Here is a 13,180-nt window from a genome sequence, read left to right as displayed (position 1 = left end):
CGTAACAGTCTAGTTATTTGGCAGCAGGATCAAGGCCAGATCGGGCACCAGCGATACCAAAATCCAAACGGACAACAAGGCCACCAGATAGGGCACTGTATAGCGCAGTAGTCGGAAATATGGCACGCCCGTCACCCCTGACGCCACGTAGAGGTTCAACCCGTAGGGCGGGGTAATGAAACCGATGGAAGCACCCACAAGGAAGATTACTGAGAAATGGATCGGGTCAATGCCCACCGAGGCCGCAATCGGCGCCAGGATCGGTGCAAGGATGATCGTAACCGGAAGGCTTTCCAGCACCATGCCCGAGAAGAACACAATCACCATCGAGGTAAACAGAACAGCGTGGTAGCCGCCCATCGAGGTTACAAAGTTCCCAATAGTCTCCTGCGCACCAAGCAGCGACAAGATTTGCTGCATCACCACTGAAATCGCGATCAGCGGCGCAAGAATGCCTGTGATCTGAGCCGAGCGGATTACGATCGAGGGGATCTCGGGGATCGTGAAACCTTCGACGACGAACATCTCGGCATAGCTTTTCTCGGTTGGCGGAATGTCGTTCCGCGCGCCCATGATGCGGTTGATCGGGTAGCTGACCAGACCCGCAATGACGCAGAAGCCAACGGTCACACCCGCCGCTTCGGTCGGGGAGAACTTGCCTGTATATATGCCCCACAGCACCAGCCCGATAGCGAAGAAACCAAGCCATGCGCCGAACGCGGTTTTCAGAACGCGGTTCAGTTGCAACGGGATCAGGTGACCCCAGCCGTTCATTCGGCAGATGATCCAGCAGGCGAATTGCATGCCAAAAACCATCAAAGCGCCCGGCAGAATACCCGCCACGAACAGTTCGGAGATCGGCAGGTTCATCAGAAAGCCGTAGACGATAAAGATAATCGACGGAGGAATGATGATACCCACCGTCCCACCTGCAGCGGCGGTTGCCGCGCTGAAGCGTTCGTCATATCCCCCTTTGACCATCTCGGGGTGCAGCATCGACCCAATCGTGGCCGTCGTCGCCGAGTTCGACCCGGAAATCGCCGCGAACAACCCACAGGCCCCAAGCGACGCCATCGCCAGCCCGCCGCGTATCCAGCCCAAACAGGCATAGGCGAAATCGCTGAGCCGTCTCGCAATGCCGGATTTGTTGATGAGGTCTCCGGTCAAGATGAACAGCGGCATCGCCAGCAGAGCGAACCCCTTGTTGAAGACGTTCAGCAGCTCAGCCCCCATGTTGTCCAGCGTCAGCCCAAGGACAAACGAACAGCCAATGACCCAATAGCCGATCACCAGCAGAACCGGCACGCCCAACATGAATAGAAATGTGACCCCAAGCGAGATCAGTGTGACCATGGTTCCGTCTGTCATCAGTCTGCTCCGATCACGGCCTGCTTGATCAGCGGCTCGCCTGTTTTCCAGTTGTGCAGGTCGTCTGCGAGATTCTGAAACACACGCCCAACCATAAGAAAGAAGGACAGAGGCGCGGCCAGAAGGAACCACCACTGCATGATATTGTCGGTGCCCAGAACGATCTGAAAGTTCGACGCCGACAGCGCCACCAATCGGGTCGTCGTCACGATGACGATTACGGCAAAGATGAACCAAAGAACTGCGTCGAGGATGAGGCAAGCCAACTGCCCGCCACGGGGCATCGCCGTGCGAAATTCGCTGAAGCTCAGATGTGTGCGCAAGCGGACGTTATAGGACGCTCCGAACCACGCCATGACCATGAATAGAAGTGGGGGGATCGTGGTTGACCAAGGCTCTTGATCGTTGAACACGAACCGGTCGATCACGCCCCAGAAAATAATCAAAGCAATCGCCAGGTAGGAATACACCATCACCGACCGTTCCAGATGGCGCTCGACAAAGGGCACAGCCCGATAAATCAGCATGATCACGAACCCGCCAAGGGCTGACACAATCGCGCCCCAAACCCAAGTCGCATCGGATTCCAATGCGGATTGAATCTCAAACGAATCCTGGCTGAGAAAGGCGCTGAAGATCGCACCTGTATCTGCCCAAAACGACATAAACCCCGTCCTCCCAGTCGGTGTTGTGTGGAACCGGCCCGAACGGGGCCGGTTCGATAGAGTCTAGATTAGGCCTGGCCCATCCACCAACGGCGCGGCTCGACATTTTCGGGCAGCGTATCGGCAGGAATTTCGCGCGCGATGTCGTAGATCTCTTGATAGGTATCGATACCACCAGCCCATTTGTTCAGGCGTTCACGCCACTGGGCCCAGGGTTCCGGGTTGTAGTTCGGGGCACACATCTCTTCGGCCAGCTTGATCTGATCATCCGGCAGGAAGGCCGGGCGAACACCGTTTTCAGCGAAGATCGTGTTTGGAAGCTGAGGCTCCGAGAATCCAACCGTGTTCAAAAGCGCGGCTTCATTTGCGCCTTGGATGAGGGCCTGCGTGAAATACGAGGACTCCATCACCGCATCCTGCAACTCGCCACCAAGACCGTCGAACACCTTAGCCGACATCGAAGTATGCTCGGTGCCACAGAAGAACTTGAGGTTGACCGATTGCGAAACCACCGGCGCCATGTTCGCGTATGCAACTGCCGACGCCCATGTTTCCGCACCGTCGATCAGGCCGGTTTTTAGCGCGTCCAGCGTCTCTTCCCATGCCACCGGCACGGGGTTGAGGTTCAACAACTGCATCGCAATCCGGCCCAGCTGTGTGCCGGTCACGCGGTTCTTGGTGCCGAACAGCTCTTCCAGTTTGGTTACGGTCGGCTTGTCAGCAAAGGTTGAGCCCATTTGCAGGCCCCTGAGTTCACAATGCGTAAACAGGAATTTTAGCCCGTGCCGCTTTTCCAATGGGTCGCGCAGAATACGCTGGCTCGCCGGGCTATAGAAGAAGTGATACTGCGCCGCGCGGCTGGGGAACATATAGGCATAGTCCAACACGTTCAGGTATGGCGCACCACCGGCCGAGTTCTGGGTTGAAGCCGCATAGATATCAACGATCCCCTGCTGGGTTTTCTCAACACAGCTCAGCTGACCACAGATCTGGTTGTCGCCGATGAATTCGATCCGAATTTCACCATCTGTTCGTTCCTCCAGATCGCGTGCAAATTCGATCGCACCAGCACGCTCGATAAGCAGGTTGCGCGTATTAAAGCCCGACGCGCCGAACTTCAACGTGTGCTTGGGTTCTTTCGAAAAGCGCTTCTCATAAGTGGATTCGGCGGCCTGCGCCAGATTCGCAAGACTCATCGCGCCACCGAATCCACCTGCAGCCAATAGCGTCGAGCTCATGCCGTAACGGCCTGCTACGCGGAAGAAATCCCGCCGTGAAATACCACTTAGTTTCCGTCCGATCTCCATTGCTTACCTCCCTGTTAGCAAAAAATGAGACGTTTTGTATCAAAAAATGCTAGTGTATTTCTCGTCTTTTGGCTAGAACTTTTTGAAACTGGTTTCAGGGAGGTGATCATGGAAGTGGACTATGCTGTCGTGGGGGCCGGGTCTTCGGGTTGTGTCATTGCCAACCGCCTGAGCACCGACCCCAACGTGACTGTCGCACTGCTTGAGGCCGGCGGTCGGGATACCAACCCATGGATTCACATCCCTGTGGGCTACTTCAAAACCATGCATAACCCTTCGGTCGACTGGTGTTACCGAACCGAGCCCGATCCCGGCCTGAACGGGCGATCCATCGACTGGCCTCGCGGCAAAGTGTTGGGTGGATCATCATCACTGAACGGGCTGCTGTACGTGCGCGGCCAGAAAGAGGATTATGACCGCTGGCGGCAGATGGGCAATGAAGGCTGGGGCTGGGAAGACGTCCTGCCCCTGTTCAAGCGCTGCGAGGATCAGGAACGCGGCGAAGACGAGTATCACGGTGTCGGCGGGCCTTTGTCCGTGTCCAATATGCGCATTCAGCGGCCCATTTGCGACGCCTGGGTGGCGGCAGCGCAGGCCGCCGGCTACCCTTTCAACCCCGACTACAACGGAGCCGAGCAAGAGGGCGTAGGCTATTTCCAACTTACCACTCGAAATGGGCGCAGGTGCAGCGCTGCCGTGGCTTATCTCAAACCCATTCGAGGACGCCAGAATCTGAATATCATCACAAATGCACTGGTTTCGCTCGTAATTCTGGACGGGAAAAAGGCAACTGGTCTGGTTTACCGGGACCGAACTGGAGCCGAACAAACCCTAAAAGTTCGGCGAGAGATCATTCTATCTGGTGGGGCAATCAACTCTCCTCAGATTCTGATGCTGTCGGGAATCGGTGACCCCGACCATCTGAAGGAAAATGGTATCGAACCCCTGCACGCCCTTCCCGGAGTTGGCAAGGGATTGCAGGACCACCTACAGGCCCGGCTGGTGTTTAAATGCAATGAGCCGACGCTGAATGATGAAGTCCGCAGCATATTCAATCAGGCGCGCATCGCCTTGAAATATGCCCTGTTTCGTGCGGGCCCGATGACCATGGCCGCCAGTCTTGCCACAGGTTTTATGAAAACCCGACCCGATGTTGAAACTCCGGACATTCAGTTCCACGTTCAGCCCTGGTCTGCTGACAGCCCCGGTGAAGGCGTGCATCCGTTTTCGGCCTTCACGATGTCGGTTTGCCAGCTGCGCCCGGAAAGCCGAGGCGAACTGCGCCTGGATGGCCCCGACCCGTCCAAGTATGTCAAAATCATCCCGAATTACCTCTCAACAGAAACGGACTGCCGAACCATCGTTGACGGTGTGAACATCGCGCGCAGAATTGCCAAGCAGAACCCTCTGGCCTCGAAGATATCAGAGGAGTTTCGACCAACATCAGAGCTAAGCTCTGACGATTATGGAGGCACACTGGATTGGGCCAGATCCAATTCAACCTCGATCTATCACCCAACGGGAACATGCGCGATGGGAGATGGCAAGATGTCCGTTGTTGACGCAAAGCTAAAGGTACATGGTATTGCAAATCTGCGGGTCGCAGACTGCTCGATCATGCCGGAAATTGTCAGCGGCAACACCAACGCCCCAGCGATCATGATAGGCGAAAAAGCAAGCGATTTAATAAAGGCGGGCACTTGACGCGCAAACCAACGACTGAAAGCCAAGCAGAACCACGGATACTTCCACCAACCATGTTCCCGTGGGCGCGAAACGCCAAGCCCGAATGAGCTCAGCTAACTGGCTAGCCGGATCGCTTTTTGCCTGCCACTGAATATGCGGGGGCTGATCTAACAAGACTTGTTACACCCAGGACAATTCAACCCCAACTTAAGCCGCTGCAAAATGCGACGGCCATCCGCAAAGACAACATGGACCGCTGAAGCTCCGGCATTGATCACGGGCTACATTCGCCCCCCTTGCCCGCGAAACGCCGGGACGTTGACCAGCTATTGATTTTTTGGCGCGCGTAAAGAATATGTAAAAACATGATAAGATCACGGCGGCGAAGACCCGCAGGCAGACTGGCATGACCAAAATTAAGAATATGGAAGAGTTCGCGGCCCTCAGCGGTATCTCGCGGCCCACGGTGTCCAAATACTTCCACGATCCCGACAGTGTTCGCCCGACGACAAGGGCCCGCATCGAAGAGGCGCTGGAGCGGTTTGACTATCGCCCGAACATCTATGCGGTGAACCAGAACCGTAAACTGACCAAGAATATCGGCATTGTCGTGCCCTTTCTGGCTGATCCGTTCTTTGCTGAAATCGCTCGGTATCTTGAACAAAGCTGTATCGCAGCCGGGTATCGTCCGTTCCTTTTCAGCGCTCACGGTGAACAAAAGCTGGAAAACGAAATCCTGGACGGTTTGCAATCCCTGAAACCTGCGGGCGTGTTGTTGGCGCCTTTGGGGCGTATCTCTGACAAGTCAGCGATCGAGAAATTCTGCGCCAGTGTGCCGACGGTTCTGTTCGACAGTAACCTTGACGGTTTGGGCGCGGCGTTTATCGGGTCCGACAACTTCAGCTTTGTGTCTCAGACCGTGCAATACATGACCCGTACGGGCGAGCCGCCCTCGTTCTTCGAAATGCGGACACCTGCAAACCCCAATGCCAACAAGCGGCGGAAGGCCTACGTCGAGGTGATGGAGCGTCTGGGTTTTGAGCCGCATGTGATCAAAATCGAAGGCGCTGGCTGGGCCTTTGAGGAGATTGGTCGACAGGGTGCGCTCAAGGTGTTGGATGAACGCAAATTGCGCACGGATTCGGTTTTGTGCAGCAATGACCGATTGGCAATCGGCTTTCTGGCGGCGTGTTTTGAGCAGGGGATTCGCGTCGGGCGGAAAGCCGATTGTACGCTGCGAGTGGCCTCGAACGACGATCATCCCTTTGCAAAGTTCACATGCCCCTCACTGACAACCGCGGCGCATGACTATGACAATGTGGCGGCCCGAAGTGTCGAAACGCTTTTCGAACTCATTGAAAACGGTGGGAAATTTGAGAAGCGGACGGAAACCCTCTTCCCGGCACGATTGGTTCTCAGGGAATCCGCATAACGTAAAAATTTAACGCGCGTAAAGTTTTTATTGACGCCGCGACAAATCTCGAACTACCCTCTCTGCACGACATCCAAGCTCAGGGAGGACAGGGATGTATCTGAAACACGCACTTCGTGCGGCGACAGCTTTGACGTTCGTCGCGACTGCCGCGGCCCACGCACAATCCATCACGATTGCCACAGTAAACAACGGCGACATGATCCGGATGCAGGGCTATACCGACAAATTCACCGAAGCGACCGGCATCGAAGTCGAGTGGGTGACGCTGGAAGAAAACGTGCTGCGCCAGCGCGTAACCACCGACATCACCACCAAGGGCGGTCAGTTCGACATCATGACCATCGGCATGTACGAAACGCCGATCTGGGGCGCGAACGATTGGCTTGTTCCACTGGAAGGCATGTCCGCCGAGTATGACGTGGACGACATCCTGCCCGCAATGCGCAACGGTCTCAGCAACGACGGCACACTATACGCAGCGCCATTCTATGGCGAAAGCTCGATGGTGATGTACCGCACCGACCTGATGGAACAGGCCGGTCTGGAAATGCCCGAAGCGCCAACCTGGCAGTTCATCCGTGAAGCTGCAGCGGCGATGACCGACCGTGACAACGACATCAACGGTATCTGCCTGCGCGGCAAGGCCGGTTGGGGTGAGGGCGGTGCCTTCATTACCGTGACCGGAAACTCTTTCGGCGCGCGCTGGTTTGACGAAGACTGGAAACCTCAGTTCGATCAACCCGAGTGGAAAGAGGCACTGACATTCTTCGTGGACATGATGAATGAATCCGGCCCGGCTGGATATGCCACAAACGGCTTCAACGAGAACCTGTCGCTGTTCCAGCAAGGCAAGTGCGGCATGTGGATCGACGCCACCGTTGCGGCGTCTTTTGTGACCAACCCCGACGACTCGACCGTGGCTGACAAGGTTGGCTTTGCCCTCGCACCGAATTCAGAAGGTGTCGATAAGCGCGCCAACTGGCTCTGGGCTTGGGCACTGGCTATTCCGGCTGGCACGCAACAGGAAGATGCGGCCAAACAGTTCATCGAGTGGGCAACTTCGAAAGACTACATCGAGTTGGTGGCCGAGAATGAAGGCTGGGCCAATGTGCCTCCGGGTGCACGGACGTCACTCTATGAGAACCCCGAGTACCAGAAGGTTCCGTTCGCCAAGATGACGCTGGATTCGATACTTGCGGCCGATCCGGATAACTGCTGCGCGCAACCGACGCCCTATGTTGGCATCCAGTTCGTCGCGATCCCGGAATTCGCAGGCATTGCCACGCAGGTGAGCCAAGAGTTCTCGGCAGTTTATGCCGGACAGCAATCGGTGGACGAAGCGCTGGCCAAAGCGCAGGCCTTCACCGCCGAAGAAATGGAAGCCGCAGGGTACTGACGTCTTCTCCCCGCGGGTGGGCAGACATTTGCCCCCCGCCCCACCCTTCCACAACACGTGTTTTTCTCGCAGGCTAAGCTATGCCTGAACAGAGAGGTCTTGCGTCATGGCTACTCAACACTCCCGATCCGTTGCTCGCCTGATGATGGCACCCGCAGTTGTCCTGCTGCTTGGCTGGATGCTCGTGCCACTGACTATGACGCTGTACTTTTCTTTCAAGAAATATCTGCCCCTGCGTGGCGGCGATCTTGGCTGGGTCGGGTTTGACAACTACGTCCGTTTCGTCTCTTCCAGTTCGTTCTGGCCAGCGGTTCAGGCGACACTGGTGATCGTGGGTGGTGTGCTGATCATTACGGTCATTCTAGGTATCCTGCTGGCGATGCTGCTTGATCAGCCGATGTGGGGGCAAGGCGTTGTCCGCATTCTGGTGATCGCGCCCTTCTTCGTTATGCCCACCGTGTCTGCGCTGGTCTGGAAAAACATGTTCATGGATCCGGTGAACGGCCTGCTGGCCCATCTGTGGCGCTTTTTTGGGGCCGAGCCGATCTCATGGCTGTCCGAGGCGTCGATGACCTCGATCATCATGATCGTCTCGTGGCAATGGCTGCCCTTTGCGACCTTGATCCTGCTGACCGCAATTCAGTCGCTGGATAGTGAACAGCTGGAAGCGGCCGAGATGGATGGCGCGCCGGTTCTGAAACGCTTCTACCACATCATTCTGCCGCACCTAAGCCGCGCGATCACTATCGTGATCCTAATCCAGACCATCTTTCTTTTGTCGATCTTCGCCGAGATTTTCGTGACCACCGGCGGCGCATTCGGCACCCGCACTCTCACCTACCTGATCTTCCAGCGTGTGCTGGAAAGCCAGAACGTTGGCCTCGGATCGGCCGGAGGTGTCTACGCAATCATCCTTGCCAACATCGTTGCCATCTTCCTGATGCGCATCGTCGGCAAGAACCTGGACGCGTGAGGAGGAACAACTATGGCCCGCGCTGTCACAACCCGCCGCAAATCGCTGAATACAATTCTCGCCTGGGCAGTAGGATTGCTGATCTTTTTCCCGATCCTCTGGACCATCCTGACCAGCTTCAAAACTGAGGCACAGGCAATTGCCAGCCCGCCGATCTTTCTGAACTTCAACTGGACGCTGGAGAACTACGCCATCGTGCAGGAGCGCTCAGACTACATGCGGTTCCTGTGGAACTCGGTGATCATCGCGGGTGGTTCGACCATACTGGGTGTGATCATCGCCGTCCCCGCCGCATGGGCCATGGCTTTCGTGCCGTCCAAGCGCACTAAGGACATCCTGCTGTGGATGCTGTCCACTAAGATGCTGCCAGCGGTCGGTGTACTCTACCCGATCTACCTGCTGTTCATCCGGCTGGGTCTGCTGGACACGCGCGGTGGGCTGGTCGTTGTCCTGATGCTGATCAACCTGCCGATCATCGTCTGGATGCTCTACACCTATTTCCGCGAAATCCCCGGGGAAATCCTGGAAGCCGCACGTATGGATGGCGCAACGTTGAAAGAGGAAATCCTCTATGTCCTGACACCGATGGCCGTTCCCGGCATCGCCTCAACCGTGCTGTTGAACTTCATCCTGGCGTGGAACGAGGCGTTCTGGACGCTCAACCTGACAGCCGTCGACGCAGCCCCATTGACCGCTTTCATCGCCAGCTATTCCAGCCCCGAGGGCCTGTTCTTTGCCAAGCTCAGCGCAGCCTCGACCATGGCAATCGCACCAATCCTGATCCTTGGCTGGTTCAGCCAGAAACAACTTGTCCGCGGCCTGACCTTCGGCGCTGTGAAATAAGGAACCCGACACATGGGACGCATTCAACTCAAGTCCGTGACCAAAAGCTTCGGCGACGTACAGGTCATTCCACCGCTGGACCTGACCATCGAAGATGGCGAGTTCACCGTCTTCGTCGGCCCCTCGGGCTGCGGCAAATCCACCCTGCTGCGTCTGATCGCGGGGTTGGAGGATATCACGTCGGGCTCCATCGACATTGACGGCGCGGACGCCACCGATGTGCCGCCCGCCAAGCGGGGTCTGGCGATGGTGTTCCAGTCCTACGCGCTCTACCCGCATATGACCGTGCGTAAGAACATCGCCTTTCCGCTGCGCATGGCAAAGCTGGATCAGGCCGAGATCGACAAACGCGTCGAAGGCGCTGCGAGCGTTTTGAATCTGACCGACTATCTGGACCGCCGCCCCGGCCAACTGTCCGGCGGTCAGCGCCAGCGCGTTGCAATTGGCAGGGCGATTGTCCGTGAACCCGCCGCATTCCTGTTCGATGAACCGCTTTCAAACCTCGACGCGGCGCTGCGCGTCGGCATGCGGTTGGAAATCAGCGAACTGCATGAACGTCTGGCGACCACGATGATCTACGTGACCCACGATCAGGTCGAAGCCATGACCATGGCAGACAAGATCGTGGTGCTTCAGGCCGGTGTGATCGAACAAGTCGGCAGCCCGCTAGAGCTGTACCGAACGCCCCGAAACTTGTTTGTCGCGGGTTTCATCGGCTCTCCCAAGATGAACTTCATCGAAGGCCCCGAGGCCGCGAAACACGGTGCCCAAACCATCGGAATCCGTCCTGAACACATTGCGGTTTCGGAAACTGAAGGTGAGTGGTCCGGGGTTGTCAGCGTCTCGGAACACCTCGGCTCGGATACTTTTTTCCACGTTCACGAAACTGGTTTGGCCGAGACGATCACTGTCCGTGCAGACGGCGAGGTTGGCTTTCGCCACGGGGATCGCATTCACCTGACACCGCGCGCCGACGTAATCCACCGGTTTGACGCGCAAGGTTTGCGGATCGAATGACACGTCTGACAGGCAAAACCGCTCTGATCACCGGGGCTGCGAGAGGCATCGGGCTGGCCTTTGCCAAGGCCTATGTCTCAGAGGGTGCGCGTGTCGCCATTGCCGATATCGACGCCCAGCGCGCGCAAACCGCCGCCAACGAAATAGGCGAGGCGGCGGTCGCGATTGAGATGGACGTGACCAACCAGCGGAGCATAGATGATGCGGTCGCAAAAACGGCCTCTCTTCTCGGCCCCATCGACATTCTTATCAACAATGCGGCCATCTTCACTGCAGCACCAATTGTCGAGATTGAGCGCGCTGACTATGACCGCGTGTTTGAAATCAACGTCGCTGGCGCGTTGTTCACAATGCAAGCTGTCGCGCGCCACATGATCGAACACGGAACCAAAGGCCGGATCATCAACATGGCATCGCAAGCCGGACGCAGGGGCGAGCCCTTGGTCGCCGTGTACTGTGCCAGCAAGGCGGCAATCATTTCTCTGACCCAGTCGGCAGGGCTGAACCTGATCTCGCATGGGATCAACGTGAACGCGATTGCTCCGGGCGTTGTCGACGGCGAGCACTGGGACGGCGTCGACGCATTCTTCGCCAAACATGAGGGCAAACCGCTGGGTCAGAAGAAACGAGAAGTGGCTGCGGCTGTCCCCTACGGTCGGATGGGCCTCGCCGAAGATCTGACCGGGATGGCGGTGTTTCTCGCCTCGGACGAGGCCGAGTACATCGTCGCACAAACATACAATGTCGACGGCGGAAATTGGATGAGCTGATGGACCCTGTGTCGAATGCAAAACCTCCGGTACGGTTGCGACGCGGCAACCTGTCTGACTTGCCGAAATCCGTAAAGGCACCTGCGTATGTACGCTCGGACCTTACGCCGGGCATTGTTCATATCGGGGTCGGCAATTTTCACCGCGCGCACCAGGCTTGGTATCTTCATCGACTGTTGCAGCAAGGGCAGGCTCAGGATTGGGCGATCATCGGCGCGGGTGTGCGAAGCTATGACGCCGACATGCGTGAAAGATTGCTGGCGCAGGACTGCCTGACCACACTGATCGAACTGGACCCAGACGGAATGTCGGCAGAGGTCATTGGCCCAATGATCGACTACCTGCCGATCGAGGACAACAATGTAACGCTTATCCAGACGATGGCCGACCCCGCCATTCGGATTGTTTCGCTGACTGTTACCGAAGGTGGGTATTTTCTGGATGCCAATACCGGCGCGTTCAACGCGGATAACGAAGACATTCAGCACGATGCCAAAAACCCGGACGAACCGCGCACGGTTTTCGGAGCTATGGTCGCCGCACTTCGTCAACTACGCCGAAATGGCTTGAAACCCTTCACCGCGCTCAGTTGCGACAACCTTCAGGGAAACGGTGCAATTCTTAGAACCTGCATAGTTGGTTTGGCGCGACTGTCCGACCCTGAGCTGGCCGACTGGATTGACCAAAACGGCGCGTTCCCAAATTCGATGGTGGATTGCATCGTTCCGGCGACGACGGATCAAGTGATATCGCAATGCCTTGCGCTTGGTGTCGACGACCATGCTCCGGTCTCACATGAGAATTTTCGCCAATGGGTGATCGAGGATAGCTTCTGCGCCGGACGACCGCCGCTCGAACAGGTTGGGGTTACACTGACCCACGATGTTCATAGCTATGAAACCATGAAATTGCGCATATTGAACGGCGGTCACCAGCTGCTCGCAAATGTCGGGGAAATTCTGAACGTCCCGACGATTTCGGATTGCATGCAGGACCCGGACATCGTTGCGTTTTTTGAGAAAGTTCAGGCCGAAGAAATTCTGCCTTACGTCGAAGCCGTCCCCGGAACCTCGGCGAAGGAATACCTTGGATTAGTTGAGCGCAGATTTGCGAACACCGCAATTCACGACACAACGCGAAGAGTCGCGTTCGACGGTTCTGCGCGGCATCCTGGCTTTCTGCTTCCTTCGCTACGTGATGCGCTCTCAGCGGACGCTTCCATCGACGGGCTCGCCTTGGCTGAGGCATTCTGGTGCAGGATGTGCGCAGGTTTTCGTGAAGATGGTACTGAAATCGAGCCCAACGACCCTCAATGGGAGAACCTACGCGCAATCGCGTTGGCGGCCAAAGATGACCCCAAACTCTGGCTCGAACAGAGCCAGTATTATGGGGAAATTGGCACCAGTCAGCGCATCCTGGCGGCATTCGCCTCCTGGCTGGCTGCGATCTGGGTGAATGGCAGCCGGGCAGCCGTAAATGAGTTTGTTTCCAGCGGCTCGATATCGCGCTAGCCGAATATGCCTAGAGTGATCGTTCGTGGATCTATCTTGCCGCATTCGAATTTTTGAAACGTAGCCTCGGATTGCTGCGCTTCGCTCGCAAAAACATCGCCACATCCGCAACCTTCGTGCATGCAGATGACAGGAGCAGTTTAGCAAACCCGACAAATATAAGGCTCAGGATAAATAGCCTTAATATTAGACGTTCTGTCCGAAGGCAC

General features: G+C 56.7%; 11 protein-coding genes. 8 read left to right on the top strand and 3 right to left on the bottom strand.

What is annotated here, in order from left to right; genetic code table 11:
* Window positions 1-9 precede the first annotated feature (9 nt).
* The 3 genes from GOV53_RS14330 to GOV53_RS14320 all read right to left on the bottom strand — a co-directional run bounded on the left by GOV53_RS14330 (window position 10) and on the right by GOV53_RS14320 (window position 3,340).
* Window positions 10-1,368 carry a TRAP transporter large permease gene (locus tag GOV53_RS14330; protein ID WP_170380872.1) on the bottom strand — a complete coding sequence of 453 codons (1,359 nt, stop codon included), beginning with the start codon at window positions 1,366-1,368 and terminating at the stop codon, window positions 10-12.
* Entirely contained in the window at window positions 1,368-2,033 is a 666-nt protein-coding gene (locus GOV53_RS14325) for a TRAP transporter small permease (RefSeq protein ID WP_170467697.1), read from the bottom strand. The genes GOV53_RS14330 and GOV53_RS14325 overlap by 1 nt, the downstream gene beginning before the upstream one ends.
* Before the next feature lie 68 nt (window positions 2,034-2,101).
* Window positions 2,102-3,340 carry a TRAP transporter substrate-binding protein gene (locus GOV53_RS14320; RefSeq protein WP_170429646.1) on the bottom strand — a complete coding sequence of 413 codons (1,239 nt, stop codon included), beginning with the start codon at window positions 3,338-3,340 and terminating at the stop codon, window positions 2,102-2,104.
* Between the two features lie 108 nt (window positions 3,341-3,448).
* Between GOV53_RS14320 and GOV53_RS14315 the strand changes: the two genes are divergently transcribed.
* The 8 genes from GOV53_RS14315 to GOV53_RS14280 all read left to right on the top strand — a co-directional run bounded on the left by GOV53_RS14315 (window position 3,449) and on the right by GOV53_RS14280 (window position 12,971).
* A complete protein-coding gene (locus tag GOV53_RS14315) occupies window positions 3,449-5,044 on the top strand; it encodes a GMC family oxidoreductase (protein WP_170467695.1) in 1,596 nt (531 codons plus the stop codon).
* A 388-nt stretch (window positions 5,045-5,432) separates the two neighbouring features.
* Window positions 5,433-6,458, top strand: a complete 1,026-nt coding sequence (locus tag GOV53_RS14310) for a LacI family DNA-binding transcriptional regulator (protein ID WP_170467693.1) — start codon at window positions 5,433-5,435, stop codon at window positions 6,456-6,458.
* Window positions 6,459-6,552: 94 nt separating this feature from the next.
* Entirely contained in the window at window positions 6,553-7,857 is a 1,305-nt protein-coding gene (locus GOV53_RS14305; protein ID WP_170467691.1) for an ABC transporter substrate-binding protein, read from the top strand.
* A gap of 106 nt (window positions 7,858-7,963) precedes the next feature.
* A complete protein-coding gene (locus GOV53_RS14300) occupies window positions 7,964-8,830 on the top strand; it encodes a carbohydrate ABC transporter permease (protein ID WP_170429079.1) in 867 nt (288 codons plus the stop codon).
* 12 nt (window positions 8,831-8,842) lie between these two features.
* A complete protein-coding gene (locus tag GOV53_RS14295; RefSeq protein ID WP_170467689.1) occupies window positions 8,843-9,673 on the top strand; it encodes a carbohydrate ABC transporter permease in 831 nt (276 codons plus the stop codon).
* A gap of 12 nt (window positions 9,674-9,685) precedes the next feature.
* Complete coding sequence (locus tag GOV53_RS14290) at window positions 9,686-10,690, top strand: ABC transporter ATP-binding protein (RefSeq protein ID WP_170467687.1); 1,005 nt, start codon at window positions 9,686-9,688, stop codon at window positions 10,688-10,690.
* Window positions 10,687-11,460, top strand: coding sequence for an L-iditol 2-dehydrogenase (locus tag GOV53_RS14285; RefSeq protein WP_170467685.1), 774 nt, complete (start codon window positions 10,687-10,689; stop codon window positions 11,458-11,460). Before GOV53_RS14290 ends, GOV53_RS14285 begins: the two co-directional genes overlap by 4 nt.
* Window positions 11,460-12,971, top strand: a complete 1,512-nt coding sequence (locus tag GOV53_RS14280) for a mannitol dehydrogenase family protein (protein WP_170467683.1) — start codon at window positions 11,460-11,462, stop codon at window positions 12,969-12,971. Before GOV53_RS14285 ends, GOV53_RS14280 begins: the two co-directional genes overlap by 1 nt.
* The last annotated feature ends 209 nt before the right edge of the window (window positions 12,972-13,180 follow it).

Origin of the sequence: Ruegeria arenilitoris (assembly GCF_013035315.1) — a bacterium.
GTDB classification, from domain to species: Bacteria; Pseudomonadota; Alphaproteobacteria; order Rhodobacterales; family Rhodobacteraceae; genus Ruegeria; species Ruegeria arenilitoris_D.
Note: the sequence above shows the minus strand (reverse complement) of the source record. Positions and strands in the feature narration are given on the sequence as shown.